Source organism: Vibrio sp. 970, assembly GCF_033339075.1.
On the sequence record NZ_JAWOTW010000026.1, the window covers coordinates 1 to 18,304 of the forward strand.

The window sequence follows — 18,304 nt, forward strand, 5'->3', positions numbered from 1 at the left end:
CTTTAAAATACAAAACGCCCGATGAAGTACATCGAGCGTTTTAGTTAAAAAGTGTCAACCCATATCAGGACGGGTCAGGTTTGAATGTTACTAACTTACTCTGACGGCAAACTTGCTAGCAAGTGAATGAAGCTCTGGGAGCATGCGGTAGATAAGATGGAGTTGTTGCAATACCATGCGGGCAGAGCTGTCGTCTTCATCGCGCCATTCATTTAAGCGTTGCTCGAGTCCAGCATCATCAATATTAGATAGGTCACACTCCTCACAATGCTGGTGAAGCTGTTTATGAAGTACATCCAGATGTTGATGAATACAACGGTGAGCATCTAAAACGAGTTTATGAATTGACTCATCTTCGATGCGAGTTCTGTGCGCGCCTAATGCAGAAATATAGTTCAACATTGCGTGATTTAACGTTAGGAAGCGAAAACTTTCATCAACAGCTGCGCGATATTTGCCAGGCTCCGCCAGCATCGTACTAATCGCAGAAGAGAGTGAGGCATCATTATTGTGGGCCTGGCGGCGAGCGATACGGTAACTCAAATTGTCTTTCTTGCCGATTCTATACTGACCAATGATCTGATCGAGATACTGCTTGTTTGCCTCTATCGCATCCGACATAACTTTGTGAAGCCTTCTCGACTGCCAGTCGGGCAAAATAACTAATACAGCTCCTACTGCAAGTACACACCCGATGAGGGTATCTGCTAGTCGAGGAAGGACAACTGCGTAACCTTCACCTAGTTGATTAAATAAGAAGAGGACGAGCAGTGTAATAAAACCAGTCGCGTACCCATAGTTGTTCATCCGGAAGGCGAAAAACATCACACCAGAGATAACGATAAATACTAACTGGCTTTCTTGAGAAGGGAAAAAAGTCAGCAATGGTACACCAATCAACAAACCAGCTAATGTACCTATTACTCGCGCCGTCAATTTTTGGCGAGTGGCACTGTAGTTCGGTTGGCATACGAATAAAGTGGTTAAGAGTATCCAGTAACCTCGGTCGATGTTGAATATTTGAATGATTCCATAGCCAATCGTTAAGGCAATTGACATACGTAATGCATGCCGAAACAGCATCGAATCTTTGTGTAAATTTGCTGATATACGCTGCCACATCGCTTTTAGCGTGTGTGGGTTGGTATCGGCGAGGGTATCTTCTTCTAGGCCTTCGACATCTGGGTTGTTAATGTTATTAAGTTGTTTTTCTACCGTCGCTAAGTTGTTGAATAAATATGTTAACTGCATCAGAAGACGTTTCCAGTGCCCTTGCTTTTGTTCTTCTAGATAAGCAAGAGAGTTCTGTACTTCAGCTAATGCCAGAATAGATTGATCGGTATGGGAGTATTCATTTCCTAGCTGAATGGCTAGTGCAATATCACGACACGCTTGGGCTTGAGACTCCAAAAGATATTTAAAACGAAACAGCACATCAGAACGTTCAAATTCGGTCGCTAAATCCTGATAGCGATAATGGCTAGAACTGACGCGTTCGTGAATGTCTTGAGCGATGAAATAAATATTTAAAAATCGGTCACTAGGCCCATCAATGTGACCCCGTTTCGATCGGTTAAGTAATGTGGTTTTACAAGCGTTTAGTGCCGTAACCGTGGCAGCATTGCATTTTGCAGCTTCAATCCGTAGCGGTTGTGGCGTCAAGTTGGTCACAGGGTGAAAAAGCTTGGCTTTCGCATCAAGATAATTCGCCATTTGGAAGAACACATTGGCTAAGCTTTGTTGCACCGGTTGAAGAGGCCAAAATATCTGCCAAATCATGGACATGAAGTAATACCAGGCGGCACCAGTTAAAAGCAGTAGTGGCTGAAACCAAATGTTGATGCTTTCATGTGCGCCAAGCATAGTATAAATAGCGATCAGCAACGAACCAAAAGCAATACTCGCGTACTTAGGACCTATCGCCCCAAGAATGATGAAGCCGAAGGTTGAGATAAATAATCCCAACGCAAAAGCCCAAGGGGTATCGAACAAGATTTCAATTGAAAAAGCAGCAAGCGCAAAACAGAGAAAGGTGAGAATCAGAGCCTTGATGCGTCCAGTGAAACTGTCATCACTTTCAGCCAAAGCAGCAGCAATAACGCCTAATATTAATGGCGTTATCAGCGTGTTTTGCTCGAAGTACCAAGTTGGGATAACCACACCCAGTAAGGTAATGAGGATAAGAACGCTGTAATTTATCGTCTTGTTTGCCCAATATAGCCGAAATTTAGAAGTTGCTTGCACAGTGCGCCTTATGTTTCCGATGAAGAACAGGGGGAATACTACCAGACCCACTATAGCGCGTTTATGATTTACTTTAAGAAAAATTCGTGGTTGCTGATAAAATCAGCAGAGATGTCATTGACTTATATTAAAGCTGCCAGGTCATGTGTTGAGGATTGTAAAGCCAGCTTCAAATAACCTCAGCTTTAGGTTATTAAATCGACAGTAATGTGAATTTTATTAAAGAATAGAAGAAGAAGCTTACTTAGGTGCTCGCAGTTGCTACAATTTAGCGCCTTAAAATGATATAAATCGACAACTTCTAAACTAAAAGGCGCACGTTTCATGCAGCTTACTGCCACTAGCAAAGCACAGTTTTTTATTCAAAATGAGTACCATCAGGTCGAAATAAAAGAGAACAGTGTTTTATTAAGCTCGATAGGCAGTGAAGAACATATTCCTTTTACGATCTGGAATGGCAAAGTTAGCGTAAAGCGTGGGTTATTATGGAGCTCTTTACAGTTTTTTGCTCATGAACACGAAGGCAAACAACAAAGCTGGCTAGTCCAAGGTTTACCGTGGCCACAATGCCGAAAGTTCGCGCTTGAGGCCGTTCGTCAATATCAAGAGTGGCACAACACTCAGTGCCGAAAACTGGCTGAGTATCTACCTAAGTGGGAAGAAGAGCTTTACAAACTAAAGCACTTGCCTGCTTACTTATCGCATTCTCAAGTGGTCTCCTGGGTTGAAAGTCTTAACCAAGAGTTAAGCGAGATGAAAACCACCCTAGAAGAAGCCAAAATGCGAATGCCGAATCGTATGTCGCAAATAGAGCCTTGGCTCATTGATACCTCTGAGGCGCTTGGTGAGCGTAATCGCGATTGGCTAGAAGCAGAACGTCCAAATTGGGAAGTGCTGTTTAATCAAATTGAATCCTCTCCTTTGAATTTATCCCAGCAATATGCGGTATTACTCAACGACGACCACAACTTAGTTCTTGCTGGTGCCGGCTCGGGCAAAACCAGCGTTTTAACCGCACGAGTTGCCTATTTGTTGCAAAGCCATCAGGCTCAAGCAGAAGAGCTTCTCATGTTAGCGTTCGGTCGTGATGCGGCGACTGAAATGAAAGAACGCTTAGTAGATAAAGTGGGCATGGCGGCAGACGGTGTGCGCGTCAACACATTCCATCAGTTGGGCTTGTATATTCTTAAACAAGTCGAACAGCAACCTGTCGAAATTAGCCCTTTAGCGTTGGACGAAAATCAACGAACGGCATGGTGTGTAGACTGGTTGAAAAAACATTGGATGACACCCACCAACTTTAAACGTTGGCAAAAACATTTAGACAAATGGCCGATTGCGTACCTAAAAGGGGATGATGAGTTAGGAAGCCATTCAGAAAATCCAAAACTGATCGCTTGGCTAGATTCGCAGCTGTCTCATTTAGCGGCGGTAGGGTTGACCAAAAAGCAAGTACAAGAAAAGCTCGTAAACCACCAAGACTATACGCGTTTAAATAGTGAACTCGCCTTATGCTGGCCATGTTTTACAGCGTGGCAGAAAATGCTTAAAGAAAGCAACCAAGTGGATTTCCCAACCATGATCAGTCGTGCGACAGATTATGTGAATAAAGGAAAGTTTGTCTCGCCATGGCGCTTTATTATGGTCGATGAGTATCAAGATATCTCTCCAGACCGTCTGGCATTGATTGAAGCACTGTGTGAATCCACTCAGAAACAAGCAGGTGCGACGTTATTTGCTGTTGGCGACGATTGGCAAGCGATCTATCAGTTTGCAGGAGCGGATGTCGATCTTATCACTGGCTTTAAAGAACGCTTTGCTCACTCAACCGTTCATCACTTAGATACAACTTATCGTTTCAACAATCAGATTGGTGATGTAGCGAATACATTCGTGCAGCAAAACCCATCGCAGTTGCCGAAAACACTAAACAGCCACAAACAACGCAAGCAGAAGAGCGTACATACCGCGCCGAGCAATCAAGTGGAAAAGATCTTGGATCACTTGAATCAACAAGCCAAGCAAACCAAGTCAGTTTTATTGCTAGGACGTAACCATTATCACAAGCCCGATTTGTTCGACGATTGGTTGCGACGTTTCCCTAATCTCGATATTCGCTTTATGACTTGCCATGCGAGTAAAGGACGCGAAGCTGACTTTGTGATTATTCTTTCTGTGGATGAGGGGCAATTCCCCGCTAAGAAGAAGCAAATTCACATTGATGGTGCGTTGACGGAGTCCAAAGACAAATTCCCTTACGCAGAAGAGCGCAGGCTATTTTACGTGGCGATTACACGTGCAAAAGAGAAGGTTTGGATCACGCATACTGGTGCGGGGTCTGCGTTCGTTCAAGAGCTCGTTAATGGTGACTATCCCATCGTGACTTCCCGTTAAATGCAGCGTTTAGAATGTTAAAAACAGCAAAGGCGATACTTGGTATCGCCTTTGCTTTATTTGGTTGGCATCAAAGCTTACATACGCTCAGCAAGATAGGCTTCGTAATCCGGCACTTCGATGTCTACTTCTTGCTCAAGAAGAGGGGAGTTAAACAGGAACTTAGCGGTGGCTCGGTTCGTTGCTACAGGAATATTCCAAACACTAGCAATACGAAGAAGCGCTTTAACGTCTGGGTCGTGAGGTACGGCATTCAGTGGATCCCAAAAGAAAACGAGAACGTCGATTTTGCCTTCTGAAATGAGAGCGCCTAGTTGTTGATCACCGCCCATCGGACCACTGATCATGCTCTTGATCGCAAGTCCAGTTTCTTTACTCAGCATGTGTCCTGTCGTGCCAGTTGCGTAAAGGAAGTGACTCTGTAGCTTTTCTTTGTTTTCTTTTACCCAGCGAAGTAGCTCAGGTTTGCAGTTGTCGTGAGCAACCAAAGCCACATGTTTATGGGTTGGCATGGTACGAATGGTTTTTTGCATCAAGATGTTTCCGTTTGTATGATTTTAAAATTGTTGTGACTCAATAGAACACGTTTTTGGTCTTTCAATCAACAGCCTTAACACGGAATGTCGGCCTATATTCTGACGGAGATAACGATTCTTCGATCGTGTCGTCATGAAGCGTCTTCGGAGTCAGTGGTTTGATGGTTGGTGAGGCATGTTTGTCATAAGCTTCACCTCTTAAGTAATGCGTTGCTTGCATCACGGAAAGCCGACCTTGCTGCACCATTTTATCTGTTGGTGCGAAGAGTACTTTGTTACGTAACAGGCCTCGATATACACCATGACTTAAGTACACAGAAACTAAACCGATCTCCTCAGCTTTGCCGGCACTGCGCAGCTCACTGATGGCCGCTTCAATCGCCACTGCACTGCCAACAATGTAATCTATATTTCCCATATCGATCACACGTTGAACTAGGTTACGTTGTAACTCCTTGTCGTTGTCTGCCCAAAATGAGTCAACAATGTTGATATCACTTCCTTGTATCGCTTCATAAAATCCGGCAGTAACGGGTTTCGTACCACCACGAGTTCGCGGCCCCAAAAGTAAGGCAATGTTGGTTTTTCCTGACCCCTTTGGATGGCGAGCGGCCAAATATTGACCCGCTTCGTATCCCATCCAATGCCAGTCAACACCGACAGTCCCTTTTAGCAACTCACTTTGTTCTTCATCCAAGTCGAGTTGGTTCACAGTAGCAAAAACGGGAGTATTCCCCACCCAATTTTTAAGTGAATGCTCGTAAGCCTGTGGGTCCACGGTCCCAAGGATAACCGCATCTGCTCCCCATTGGTTACACAGTGCGAGTTGTTGTTCTTGACGGGTTTTGTTTGGGTAGCCGCCCGCTTCAAGGACTCGTAGCTCGACACCTTCTCTTTTCGCTTCGGACACCATTCCATAGTTTACTGACAACCAGTATGAATCCTTTAGGTGAGGGTATATTGCACATATTTTCTCTGCGGCAACCGCTGGCAAAGAAGCAACTAGGGTTAAAGTGGCTGCAGAATGTTTGAAAAATGTGCGAAATGAGTGTTGATTTTTAACCATGAAATGAAGTTCGTTGGCATAGATTAAGTAAACACTGCAAAATATAACGTAATATGTCGCTGAACACGAACATTAAGGTCATGAAAATATGCTGCTAGCAACTGCAAGCATCGGTCGTAAACTTTTGTTGTCTTTCATTGCGATGGCAATACTGGTCATGTTATCGGCACTTATTGGTGTGTCTGGATTTTCTTTGGTTGCCAAAACCGAAAGAAATGTCGTGGATTCTGCGATTCCCGCCATGATTGAGGCGAGACAAGTCTCTGAGTTGAGTACTCGTATTATTTCGTCTGTACAAATGTTGTCGAACGCAAGAAACGAGCAGGAAAGAAAGGAGTCAGGGCGAGTGCTGTTCGAACAGCTCGAGTCTTTACTCACTCACATCAAGGAGCTCGGGAGTGAGTCGTTCGATTCTCAATTGTTAGAAGCTTTAGAGAATAACGTCCAGAACGTTATCGACAATTTGGCAGAACTCGGTGTTTCGGTTGAAAAAAAGCTGTGGCTTGCAAAAGAGATAGATACTCGTGTTGAAGAAATGCGTCTGCTCAGTGAAGAGCTAGAACAACTAACTCGTACGCAAGTTCAGAATACAAGCACCATTGCTGTTGCTAACGTCACGCATATTTATGACTTATTAGAATCGAATAAAAAATCGCAAGTTTATCAGGCGCTAGATGCACTGGTGGAGGTCGATCTTGATCTGACTGAGCGATTGCATGAACTGCACTTGTTGGCCTTTAAAATGTTGAATCAGATTGAAGAGGCTCGGACATTAACGAATATTGAGCGAATTCAACAGGTTCAAAGTGATTTCGATAGCAACCTCAAAATCATGCAACGCCGTGTACTCGCTGTGGAAGATCCTACGCGCTCTAAGCAAATGAGCCAACTGCTCATAGAGCTTGGTAAGCGTCAGGTCGTATTTTCTATACTGATGCAGCAATACGAGAATAACGAACAGTCACAACAACTGATGCAAAAGACATTAGAGTTGTTCTCAGAGCTTAATGGCACGGTCAACAAATTGGTTGATGATTCAAACAAAACCACTACCGTCGCTGTAGACCAATTGACCAGCACACTGAAATTCGCTCAGTGGTCTCTAACCGTTATTTCAATTGTTGGTTTGATTGTATTGGTGCTGATTTTATGGCGTGTGGTGTACCTTTCTGTTGTGAAGCGGTTAGCTGAATATTCCGCTGCGTTGCTGTCTGTGGCGCAGGGTAATTTAGCGGTTGAGTTGGAAGTGAAAGGCAAAGATGAGTTGGCGCATATGGGGCAAGCCATCATCACGGCTCGTAATACCGCGCAAGCACTAAAAGTGGTAGCAGAGGGTGAAGCTCAAGCCAAGCGAGAGCTTGAGGAGCATAAAGAGCATTTAGAAGAGCTCGTTGAGCAGCGCACTTCGCAGTTAAAACAAGCAAACCGCCGTTTGAATGAAGAGGTTTTGAATCACGCTAAAGCTCGCAAGCAAGCAGAGCAAGCGAGCCGAGCAAAATCGGCATTCTTGGCGACGATGAGCCATGAGATAAGAACGCCAATGAACGGAGTGTTGGGGACAGCACGCTTGTTGATTGACTCAGGCCTCAACCCAATTCAAAAGCGTTATGCGGAAATCATTAATCGTAGTGGTAAAACGTTGCTCGCGATCCTTAATGATGTACTGGATTACTCCAAGATTGAAGCGGGGCATTTAGAAATTCGTCACATGGGCTTTGATTTACACCAAATGGTGGAGGACACTTTCCAGTTAATGAACAGTCGAGCACAAGAGAAGAAGCTGCTGTTCTCCTACCATATTGAAAGTGATGTTAGTCGCTACTGGAAAGGGGATGTCACCAGAATCAGTCAGGTGCTGAACAATCTTGTTGGTAACGCGATTAAGTTCACTGACGAAGGAGAAATTGATATCTACGTTAGCCTGAACCCAGAGGACGAGTCGCAAGTCCTGTTTGAAGTATCAGACACTGGAATAGGAATTGCCAAAAAATACCAGAGAACGTTGTTTGATGCCTTCACGCAAGCTGAAGGTGGGATGAGCCAAACTGGAGGCACGGGGCTTGGACTTGCTATCAGTAAGCGAATCATTGAAGCGATGGGCGGTGTTTTAGAAGTCGATTCCGAAGAGGGAAATGGTAGCCGATTCTGGTTCTCTATTCCGTTAGAGGAAAGCGAACCTGTTGAAACAGGAACCGTGGCAACCGCACGTTGCAAAGTGAAAGCAAAGGTCTTGCTGGTAGAAGATAATGAAGTCAACCGAGTGGTCGCGGAAGGTTTTCTAGAAAGCATGGGGCATCAAGTCGTGATGGCAGAAAACGGCTCACAAGCAGAGCAACTGATCAGCACACAAGATTTTGATATCGCTTTGGTCGACATCAACCTCCCTGATTGTGATGGAACTGAGTTGATCCAACGCTTAAAGCGGATTGAGTGTGATAAGCCGGCCAATAAAGCGCTTGCCGTCACGCCAATGATTGCAGTGTCTGCGCACGTTTTTGCGGAAGAAGTTGAGCGCTATCTAGCCGCTGGTTTTGACGGATACTTGCCTAAGCCATTGGCAAAAGAGGCACTCGCGGCATTGATTCAGGATGCGCTAGACGGAAAGCCGTTGTTGTTGCCACAAAATGCCGACTGTACCCCGTTTGATCAAATTTCGCCTCAAGAACAAGAGCTACAATTAAAGGTCGTTCAAGCACCTAAAACAAAGGAACCCGATGTGGTTATCATTAATCCGAGCGTGATTGAGTCCGATATGAAAATCTTGGGCAGAGATAAGATGTTGCACATTATTAATCTGTTTAGATCCACCAGCACTGATGTATTAAGCAAACTGCAAGCGTCTGCTGAGGACAATGATAGTAAAGAAGTAAAGAACCTTGCCCATAAATTAAAGGGCAGCGCGGGAAGTTTAGGACTAACTGCATTAATGAACGCTTGCCAAGCAATTGAAGCCGCGCCTCAACCTCTAGATACCTATAATGCGACTAAAGATGATTTAGTTTCTCAAGTGTCTGCATCAATTCAAGCTCTCGATGAGTTAATGGCGAAGTAATCCATCGAGCATTGAAAATAAAAAAACCTCCGGCTTTCCGGAGGTTTTTTCTATTCGGTCATGTCATCTTCCCACTCGAATCGAGTGTCTAGGGCATAAGGGTCATCATCAAAAGGATGTTCCACTTTGCCACGCAAGTATTCGAGTTGATGCTCAAGCATATTGACCGTTTCGTAGTCTCCCTCAGAACAAGCAACGTAAATCTGTTGTTCAAGAGCGGCAATGTTATCTCGGATACCCATGAGAACCCCCTTAAATCATCATCGATTCTCAAAACGATTATAGTCAAGTAATCCAAATTCGATCGGTTGTTTTGTACGGTACCAATTGTGTAAACGATCGCTAAATGACCAGAATTTTTCTGAGCTTCTACGAATCGCAAAATTATCCAATAACTTAACGTAATCGGACTCGTTTTGGATGGCACTAAATTGATCGACAAAATCTTTTACTTGGTTTTCGTTGATCGAGAAAAATGCCGCAGGGTAGCTTCCCACAACGCCGCGTACAATGGTCATATCATCGTTAGCAAAGTCACGGTTACTTTCTTCATCAAACAAGCTAGAGATGTTTGTGTGTGCATTGTTGTGAAGTAAGGTGAACAGTTCATCTTCCCCTGATTGACTTCTCACCATAAGCATAGTGATTTGCGGAACGGTTTTTAGGCCTTCACCACGAACTTGGTCAATACGTTTTAGTTGCTTTTCACTACTCGCAGAAAGAGCCGTGTTTTGAATTTCGTAGCGAGGCAGAAGCACATCTGAAACATGTTCGCTCAACAACTCCACCAACTCCGTTTTTGGATCGTCACTCTTATACTGAACGCTGGTTGGTTGGTTAAACGGCTTCACATTTCGTTGTAAAAAGTCACTCAACTGCGGGCTTTGATCTTTATACCAGCTAGATTGAAGTTCATGGCGCATATCGGCGGGTAACAACGAGATAAAGTTACTTTCGCCTTCTAGACGCAAGAAGTCCATAAACATTCGTGTCATGAGCTGGTGGCCGAAGTTACCGTAAACGTCAAACCCAGCAACAAGCAAATAGTGGATACGCTCTAGTAACGCGTAGTCAAGAATCCACACTGTTTTAGGCTGCTCACCAACTAACCCTTGAACAACAGAAGCACTATCAAAATGGCGGAATATCGTTAATGCCGCATTATGGTTGGTGCCATTACCATCCCAAATTACATCGGTGGATAGGTTTTCACCCTCTTTAAACCAGTTATTAGTGAACTCAGATTTAGCCTCTAGGTAGCGAGCTTGCTGACGCGCGTACTTGACCCAGTTGGTAACAGGTAGCGTGTTACTCTCTTGTTCTGCCGGTAGTTTTAGATTATCAGCCTGAGATCGGTAAAACTCATTTACTTCTGGGATGTCTGCTTTATCTGGATCAAGGAAAAACACCCAAAAGCGATCATTGATAACATTCAATGCCAGTTGGCCACGACAAACTGGGCCTTTGATGTATGCCATGATTGTATTTTGCGCATTATCTAGCATGAACTTAAAGCGCGATTTCACTGGAAGGTCGATGAATGATGTCATCGGGTTTGCAGCAACTTCTGGTTCATAACTCGGTAGCTGACTAACCATGTAATCAGCATCAATAAACCAAGTTTTCCAGTTCTCTATGCGTTGCTTGTTTAACGCGAATGGCATGTGAGTTTTATCTACTATGGTCCCTTGCTCTGGAATAATTCGATAAAACACACGTTCAACCCCTGGATCATCGTACGGGCGACGCGTTGAAATACGTTTGACGGGCTGTCCTGGTGGTGTAGCAGAGCGGACGAGCGTGAAGAATCGGGGATCTTCATCGAGTTCCGAAAAGTAGAGATGGGATAAAAACAAATGCTCATATATATACCTAGCCATCAGCTGATTTTTCAAATCGGAGTGGTTAAGTAATGTTTCGTACTTATCTATTTGCGCTTGCTCATTCTCACTAACAGGTTGGTGAACGTTCATTATTGCGCCGTTTTCCAACCAAGTCATGAGTGTGTGGTATTCACTGTTTGATAGGTTTGGCATACCAAAAGGCATTCCCCAGGTCGGGTTATCCTTTTCGTATTGCTCGTATTCTTCAATCGTCGGACAGGTTTGCTCTCGGTCTATCGAAAAGTCAAAGCCTTCTAACTGGACTTGGTCAGGCAATGGGTGGCGCTCTTTTTGCTGTAGCAAACGTGCGATAAGGCCTGCGTCAATGTTGGCTGCCATGCTTTGATCACGTTCGTTGAGAACCGGATGAAAACCCGCATCGCGCCACTCTTGGGTTGTTTCTGCATCTTCGAATAAGCGTGTTGGTGCTGCGGCTGTGAGTCTTGTTCCTTCATATACCAGTGCTTTACTCGCACCACGGTCAATGCCCTCAACAGAAGAGAGCTTAAGTTGGCATGGTGCATCGTAGCACGCGTGGCAGACGACACAGCGGTTATCCATAATGGGTTTAACTTCGCTTTGGAAGAAGTTTGCTTGAGGGGTTTCCACGTCAACTGTGCGTTCACGCACGAGCTGTGGACCAAACAGTTGGTCATAGTTAAGACCAGCATAGGTTGCACAGCCGGCAAACAAAGTAGCAATGCAAAGTGTAAAAATTAAGCGCAAATTCATTGAGTTATTTTACGTGATTAGAATTTGCATTAATTAAAGCAAAATAAGCGGTCAATTACCAAAAGTTGGGTCAATTAGCGTTAATTTTTCTGTTGATTGTCTGAGCGCTTGAAAATGTAACCCTGGCGGTGGACTGTCTGAATTCTGTCTGTTGGAACGCCTTCGTGAACTAGACGCTTTCTCATTCTGCTCATGTGCATATCGAGTGCTCGATCATGTTCAGTAAATTCACGTTTTAGTACTGTTTCGTAAAGAAAATGCTTACTAAGCACTTGATCTTGATGGTGAGTGAGAGTTTGCAGCAGCTTAAATTGAATGCTTGTTAACTGAACAGATTTCTTGTTTGGCAAGTAATTGAGTACCACAGAGTGAGTGCGCTTATCTAGTAATAGCTCCTCATCATTATGGTGAACGCCGTTGTGTTGGCATTGGGAAGTTTTTCCATTTGAAACCTTGGAGTCAAGCACACGGGTACCTTAATTATTAATAGTAGTAAAACGTATTATCATTAATATTTATATAAAAGCAATCAGGTACTTTATGAGCACTGTGATATGCGTAGACAATCTTAATACTTGAGATTACCAGTAGTGATGAATGATGCGATGGCGCTCTGAACTAAAGTGCTATTGGAGTGCGTATTAGCTACAAATAACGGTGTAATGTTAGGCAAAGATAGAAAGAATTCTCATTTAGTAAATTCGCTTATCCGCCATTTGTGAACTATACATTCTGTTGCAGGAAGCACTTTTCTAATACACACAGAGGTTTATATGACAGCGAAATATGGCGTTAAACGCCGATTAGCGATTCTTGCCGCCGCTTTAATCGGTGCGACAAGTAGCAGTATCGCAGCAGAGAAACCAAATATTCTCGTCATTTGGGGTGATGATATTGGCCAGTCCAATCTCAGTGCTTACACGTTTGGCTTGATGGGGTACAAAACACCAAATATAGACAGTATCGCCAAAGAAGGCATGATGTTCACTGACTATTACGGTGAGCAATCTTGTACAGCGGGCCGTTCTACTTTCATTACGGGCCAAACCGTTCTTAGAACAGGTTTGAGTAAAGTGGGGCTTCCAGGTGCTGATCTTGGCTTGAAGGAAGAGGACGCAACCATTGCCGAAATGCTGAAGCCGATGGGCTATATGACAGGGCAATTTGGTAAAAACCACTTAGGTGATAAAGATGAGCACCTTCCTACTAATCACGGCTTCGATGAATTTTTTGGCAACCTTTATCACTTGAACGCCGAGGAGGAGCCAGAAAACGTCGATTATCCTAAAGATCCTGAGTTTCGTAAAAAGTTCGGTCCGCGCGGCGTTATCCGTTCGTACGCTGATGGCAAAATTGAAGATACAGGGCCTCTAACTCGCAAGCGCATGGAAACCGTGGATGAAGAGACGTTAGATGCGGCACTCGACTTTATGGATCGTGCCGTCAAGGCTGAAAAACCTTTCTTTGTCTGGTGGAACGCAACTCGTATGCACTTCCGTACTCATGTGAAAGAAGAGAACTCTGGAAAAACAGGTATCAGCGAGTATGCAGATGGTATGGTCGAGCATGATAACCATGTAGGTCAGCTACTGAAAAAAGTGGATGATTTGGGTATTAAAGACAACACAATCGTCTTTTACTCCACCGATAATGGCCCACACATGAACTCGTGGCCAGATGCAGGTACAACGCCATTCCGTGGAGAGAAAAATACCAACTGGGAAGGTGCGTACCGAGTTCCTGCGATGGTACGTTGGCCAGGTAAAATTAAAGCTGGCTCTGTTTCGAATGATATCATGCATCACATGGACTGGATGCCAACGTTTGTTGCTGCCGCGGGTGATGACAATATCAAAGAGAAATTGCTCAAAGGTTATAGTGCGAATGGTAAGAAATTCAAAGTTCACCTAGACGGCTATAACTTCCTACCATATTTGACTGGTAAAGAGGATAAGGCCCCACGAGAAGAAATTTTTTACTTCTCAGATGATGGAGACTTAACTGCACTTCGCTATAACAAATGGAAGCTGGTCTTTATGGAGCAACGAGCAAAAGGCACGTTGCGTATTTGGGCTGAACCATTCACCACACTTCGTGTTCCTAAGATCTTCAACTTGCGTATGGATCCTTACGAAGTGGCTGATATCACTTCTAACACTTACTACGATTGGATGCTAGACCGTGCTTACATGCTTGTTCCTGCGCAAGCTTACGTAGGCAGATTCCTTGAAACGTTTAAAGAGTTCCCACCAAGGCAAAAAGCAGCAAGCTTCTCGCTCGATCAAGTGATGGAGAAACTAAAAGAGAACCCAAATAAGTAGGAAAAGCTAAGTGAAGTATCACATATAGAAAGAGGCTCATTAACGTGAGCCTCTTTTTTATCTGTAAAATTCTATCTATTCAGGTTTGTAGAAAGCTTGATGACGAAAACGCCTAACGCTTCAATTGACAAGAGTTATAAACAAATTGGTTCGTAGTGGGCTGCCGTTAAGTTGGCTTTGATTTTTTCACGTAGAGCGATGTGGGCTGGGTTGTTTACCTCTCGCTTATGGTAAACGAACTTGTAAGGGATAGAGCGTATCGAAATGGGGCAGGGCAAAATTTGAAGTTTGAGCGCTTTGCTCCACTTGTTTGCAAAAGATTGAGACACGATCCCTAAACTGTCTCTTTGGGCGACATACAGCGCCATGCCCGCTAGCGAAGATGTGATCAAGTCGACTTTTCTTTCTTGAATTGTTTCCTTTGCTAGTTGCTCGAACCCCGACATGTTGTTCCATTTTCCTGAAAATAAACAGTGAGTTTCCTCATAAAATTGCTCTTTTGTGAGCGTGCCGTGTACACGGGGATGGTTCTCACGACAGATAACCACGGCTTCTTCCTCATAGGCATCTTCAATAATAAACGCTGCATCTTTCGTGATCACCGTATCGATTACTAGATCGACTTTTTGTTGTCTTAACAGCTCAAATAATAGGAATTTTTCGGGTGGTGATTCATAAAAAATAGTGTTCTTTATCGGGTCCATAATGTGCAACAAAATTTCCGAACAACACACTTCAAAATGATTTTTATCAGATATCGCATTGTCAACAATATTAACCGCTTGCTGGAATTGCGGCAGTAATTGATAAGCGGTGGAGGTTAGTGCGATCCCTCGTCCTTTTTTAACGAATAATTGCTTATCTACGACTTGCTCTAAACGCTTTATTGCAGCGCTCACAGCAGGTTGTGTAAGCCCTAATTGTTCCGCGGCTTTTGTATAAGATTGAAACTCCGCAACAACAAGAAAAGTTTGGATCAAATTCAAGTCCATAACGTCACTCATAAATTTAATTTATAGGTTAACTAATTTTGACTGCATTTATCGCCTGAAATTAGTGCTTTATCTTATATCAACAATGGTATTGAAAAGCGAATACCATTTTTTACGCACTAGCGAACTCTTGGAGATAATATGAAAAATGCGACCAAAACGAGCAGTAAAAAACTCGTACTTAACGCATGTACGTTAGCTTTGGGCGCTGCATCTGCAGTTGCACATGCAGCGGACAAACCCAACATTCTTGTCATCTTTGGTGATGATGTTGGTTACTGGAACCTTAGTACCTACAACCAAGGCATGATGGCGTACAACACGCCAAACATCGATAGCATTGCTAAAGAGGGTGCGAAGTTCACTAACTTCTACGCACAGCAAAGCTCGACAGCAGGCCGTTCTGCATTCATCACTGGTCAAATGCCAAAACGTACAGGTCTATCAAAAGTGGGCTTACCAGGCGCTCCGGAAGGTATCTCGGAAAAAGATCCGACGATTGCAACCGTGCTTAAACAAATGGGTTACGCAACCGGACAATTTGGTAAGAACCATTTAGGTGACCGAGACGAGCATCTTCCTACCAACCACGGTTTTGATGAATTCTTCGGCAACCTATACCACTTGAACGCAGAAGAAGAGCCAGAGAACGTGGATTACCCTAAAGATCCGGAGTTCAAGAAGAAATTTGGTCCTCGTGGCGTTATCCATTCTTACGCTGACGGCAAAATCGAAGATACCGGTCCACTTACGCGTAAGCGTATGGAAAATGTTGATGGTGAGTTTCTTGATGCCGCAGAGAGCTTCATAGAAAAGCAAGTAAAAGCGGACAAGCCGTTCTTTACTTGGTTTAACACCACTCGCATGCACAACTTCACACATGTTCCTGAAGAATACCAAGGTAAAACAGGTGCCGGTTTCTACGCGGATGGTGTTAAGCAGCACGATGACCAAATCGGTCAGCTACTTAACAAGATCAAAGAGTTAGGTGTGGATGACAATACAATCATTGTTTACACCACTGACAACGGCCCTATGGTTGATTTGTGGCCGGATGCAGGGATGACACCGTTCCGCTCAGAGAAAAACACTGGCTGGGAAGGGAGTTTCCGTGTGCCAATGTTGATTAAATGGCCTGGAAAAATTGAGGCAGGTAAAACATTCAACGGCATGATGTCATTAGAGGACTTTTTCCCGACACTAGTTGCTGCGGCAGGTGATACCAAAGTTAAAGACGAACTACTAAAAGGCAAAAAAGTTGGTGATATGGACTACAAAGTTCACCTAGACGGTTACAACCAATTGCCATATTTAACGGGTAAGTCAGACAAATCCGCACGAAATGAGTTCGTTTACTGGAGCGACGACGGCGATCTTGTGGCATTGCGCCAAGGAAAGTACAAGTTCCACTTTATGATTCAAGAGAATGAAACGGGTATGGATGTATGGCGTAAGCCGTTCACTAAACTTCGTGTGCCACTGATCTTTGACTTGAGCATTGATCCATTTGAACGAGGCGATCAAGGCATGGGTTATTCTCGTTGGATGTACGAGCGTTCATTCTTAATGATGCCAGCAATGGATACAGTGAAAGAGGTGATGGGTACATTCAAAGAATTCCCGCCTCGTATGGAAGCAGGTTCGTTCGTACCTAAGTCTTCTAAGTAAATTAAGATTATATAGCGCTTTTTGGAGCGCTATATACCCAAATAGCTTCACTTTTGCTGTACAGCGCTCACGAGGTTATTTGGGTATATGTAATAGTGAGAAACGTATGAGTAAGATTTCCCCTCGCCATTCTACTACTATGCCTATTGTTCCTCTTAAAACGGCGTCTAAAGCGCCTGTTCTGGGCGCGTATGACCGTCGATTCCATGTGATGGCAAAGCCAGGCGGAGCAAAGTGCAACATCGATTGTCAGTACTGCTTTTATCTGCATAAAGAAAATCTACTGCACCAAGAAAAGCAGCCAAAAATGGACGACGCAACACTGGAAGCGTTCGTGAAAAGCTATATCGAAAGTCAGGATGGCGAAGAAATTGTATTCTCATGGCAGGGCGGGGAGCCGACGCTGCTTGGGTTGGACTATTTCCGCAATGTCGTAGCTTTGCAAAAGAAATATCAGCCGAAAGGCGTTCGCATTGAAAACGACCTTCAGACCAACTGTATTTTGCTAAACGATGAGTGGTGTGCGTTTTTAAAAGAGCACAACTTCCTAGTTGGCTTGTCGATTGATGGACCACGAGAGCTGCACGACAAATATCGCAAAACCCGCAGCGGTAAGCCAACGTTTGATCTCGTGATGAAAGCGGTAGATAAGCTCAAAGCGCATGGCGTGAAATTCAACGCGTTGGTCACGGTGAATCGTCACAATGCGAAATACCCGCTCGAAGTATATCGATTTTTAACCCAAGAATTGGGTGTGACTTATATTCAGTTTGCGCCGGTGGTAGAAGCCAACAACTTCCAAACAACCGCGCCGCAGTTTTGGAACGAACAGATGATCCCAACCAAAGGCAGTGATCTGGCTAAACCGGGGCATCCAATGTCGATTGTAACGGATTGGTCAGTCGATCCTGAAGACTGGGGACGCTTTTTAATGGCGACCTTTGAAGAGTGGGTGAATAACGATCTTGGCCGTGTGCTGGTTAATCTGTTTGAAACCGCGGTGGCGCAAGTAATGGGGAAACCGTCTCAGCTTTGCGTGACGGCGGAGTTTTGTGGCAAAGGGTTGGCGATTGAGCACAATGGCGACGTGTTCAGTTGCGACCACTATGTGTATCCAGAATACAAACTCGCCAACATTCATGAACACTCACTGAATGAAATGGCCTTCTCTACAAGACAATATACTTTTGGCATGGCAAAACGCGATTCATTGCCGACGTATTGTAAGCAATGCCCTTACTTGCCTTATTGTTGGGGTGAGTGCCCAAAAAACCGTTTGATCAAAACGCCGAATGGTGAGAGTGGTCTAAACTATTTGTGTTCGGGAGTCAAAATGTTCTTTGATTATGCGTTACCGATGTTGGTTGGTCTTGCACAACTTCTCCAATCTCAAGAACCGCAAAGATAACATAGTGA

The 18,304-nt window shown here is 44.2% G+C and carries 12 protein-coding genes; 5 read left to right on the top strand and 7 right to left on the bottom strand.

Annotation, left to right across the window (positions count from 1 at the left end):
* Window positions 1–90 precede the first annotated feature (90 nt).
* On the bottom strand, window positions 91–2,244 hold the full coding sequence (yccS, locus tag R7Q11_RS23200) for a YccS family putative transporter (protein ID WP_225466751.1): 2,154 nt from the start codon (window positions 2,242–2,244) through the stop codon (window positions 91–93).
* Window positions 2,245–2,568: 324 nt separating this feature from the next.
* Here yccS and helD point away from each other — a divergent pair, with 324 nt between their 5' ends.
* A complete protein-coding gene (gene helD / locus R7Q11_RS23205) occupies window positions 2,569–4,638 on the top strand; it encodes a DNA helicase IV (RefSeq protein ID WP_053303491.1) in 2,070 nt (689 codons plus the stop codon).
* A gap of 77 nt (window positions 4,639–4,715) precedes the next feature.
* On the opposite strand, the gene R7Q11_RS23210 is transcribed toward helD, so the two are convergent.
* Both R7Q11_RS23210 and torT read right to left on the bottom strand, forming a co-directional pair.
* Complete coding sequence (locus tag R7Q11_RS23210; RefSeq protein ID WP_005376571.1) at window positions 4,716–5,171, bottom strand: methylglyoxal synthase; 456 nt, start codon at window positions 5,169–5,171, stop codon at window positions 4,716–4,718.
* Between the two features lie 64 nt (window positions 5,172–5,235).
* Window positions 5,236–6,285 carry a TMAO reductase system periplasmic protein TorT gene (torT, locus tag R7Q11_RS23215; protein WP_225466754.1) on the bottom strand — a complete coding sequence of 350 codons (1,050 nt, stop codon included), beginning with the start codon at window positions 6,283–6,285 and terminating at the stop codon, window positions 5,236–5,238.
* A gap of 43 nt (window positions 6,286–6,328) precedes the next feature.
* Between torT and torS the strand changes: the two genes are divergently transcribed.
* Window positions 6,329–9,292 carry a TMAO reductase system sensor histidine kinase/response regulator TorS gene (gene torS, locus R7Q11_RS23220; protein ID WP_167416079.1) on the top strand — a complete coding sequence of 988 codons (2,964 nt, stop codon included), beginning with the start codon at window positions 6,329–6,331 and terminating at the stop codon, window positions 9,290–9,292.
* A 50-nt stretch (window positions 9,293–9,342) separates the two neighbouring features.
* Here the strand turns inward: torS and R7Q11_RS23225 are convergent, their stop codons facing one another.
* The 3 genes from R7Q11_RS23225 to R7Q11_RS23235 all read right to left on the bottom strand — a co-directional run bounded on the left by R7Q11_RS23225 (window position 9,343) and on the right by R7Q11_RS23235 (window position 12,374).
* The gene (locus tag R7Q11_RS23225) at window positions 9,343–9,534 is read right to left on the bottom strand and encodes a hypothetical protein (RefSeq protein WP_005376565.1); all 192 of its coding nucleotides are present in this window, start codon (window positions 9,532–9,534) and stop codon (window positions 9,343–9,345) included.
* Between the two features lie 18 nt (window positions 9,535–9,552).
* Window positions 9,553–11,907, bottom strand: a complete 2,355-nt coding sequence (locus tag R7Q11_RS23230) for a fatty acid cis/trans isomerase (protein ID WP_167416078.1) — start codon at window positions 11,905–11,907, stop codon at window positions 9,553–9,555.
* Between the two features lie 80 nt (window positions 11,908–11,987).
* The gene (locus R7Q11_RS23235; protein WP_005376561.1) at window positions 11,988–12,374 is read right to left on the bottom strand and encodes a winged helix-turn-helix domain-containing protein; all 387 of its coding nucleotides are present in this window, start codon (window positions 12,372–12,374) and stop codon (window positions 11,988–11,990) included.
* A 306-nt stretch (window positions 12,375–12,680) separates the two neighbouring features.
* Here R7Q11_RS23235 and R7Q11_RS23240 point away from each other — a divergent pair, with 306 nt between their 5' ends.
* Window positions 12,681–14,228, top strand: coding sequence for an arylsulfatase (locus tag R7Q11_RS23240; protein WP_005376560.1), 1,548 nt, complete (start codon window positions 12,681–12,683; stop codon window positions 14,226–14,228).
* Between the two features lie 134 nt (window positions 14,229–14,362).
* Here the strand turns inward: R7Q11_RS23240 and R7Q11_RS23245 are convergent, their stop codons facing one another.
* A complete protein-coding gene (locus tag R7Q11_RS23245) occupies window positions 14,363–15,220 on the bottom strand; it encodes a LysR family transcriptional regulator (RefSeq protein WP_196297849.1) in 858 nt (285 codons plus the stop codon).
* A gap of 141 nt (window positions 15,221–15,361) precedes the next feature.
* On the opposite strand from R7Q11_RS23245, the gene R7Q11_RS23250 reads away from it, so the two are divergent.
* Both R7Q11_RS23250 and R7Q11_RS23255 read left to right on the top strand, forming a co-directional pair.
* Entirely contained in the window at window positions 15,362–16,888 is a 1,527-nt protein-coding gene (locus R7Q11_RS23250; RefSeq protein ID WP_017635363.1) for an arylsulfatase, read from the top strand.
* 106 nt (window positions 16,889–16,994) lie between these two features.
* On the top strand, window positions 16,995–18,296 hold the full coding sequence (locus tag R7Q11_RS23255) for an anaerobic sulfatase maturase (protein WP_225466752.1): 1,302 nt from the start codon (window positions 16,995–16,997) through the stop codon (window positions 18,294–18,296).
* Window positions 18,297–18,304 lie beyond the last annotated feature (8 nt).

Coding starts and splice junctions, on each gene's coding strand:
- R7Q11_RS23210 (WP_005376571.1), bottom strand. CDS start 5,171: ATGCAAAAAACCATTCGTACCATGCCAACCCATAAACATGTGGCTTTG.
- helD (WP_053303491.1), top strand. CDS start 2,569: ATGCAGCTTACTGCCACTAGCAAAGCACAGTTTTTTATTCAAAATGAG.
- torS (WP_167416079.1), top strand. CDS start 6,329: ATGCTGCTAGCAACTGCAAGCATCGGTCGTAAACTTTTGTTGTCTTTC.
- R7Q11_RS23225 (WP_005376565.1), bottom strand. CDS start 9,534: ATGGGTATCCGAGATAACATTGCCGCTCTTGAACAACAGATTTACGTT.
- R7Q11_RS23245 (WP_196297849.1), bottom strand. CDS start 15,220: ATGGACTTGAATTTGATCCAAACTTTTCTTGTTGTTGCGGAGTTTCAA.
- R7Q11_RS23230 (WP_167416078.1), bottom strand. CDS start 11,907: ATGAATTTGCGCTTAATTTTTACACTTTGCATTGCTACTTTGTTTGCC.
- R7Q11_RS23250 (WP_017635363.1), top strand. CDS start 15,362: ATGAAAAATGCGACCAAAACGAGCAGTAAAAAACTCGTACTTAACGCA.
- R7Q11_RS23240 (WP_005376560.1), top strand. CDS start 12,681: ATGACAGCGAAATATGGCGTTAAACGCCGATTAGCGATTCTTGCCGCC.
- R7Q11_RS23255 (WP_225466752.1), top strand. CDS start 16,995: ATGAGTAAGATTTCCCCTCGCCATTCTACTACTATGCCTATTGTTCCT.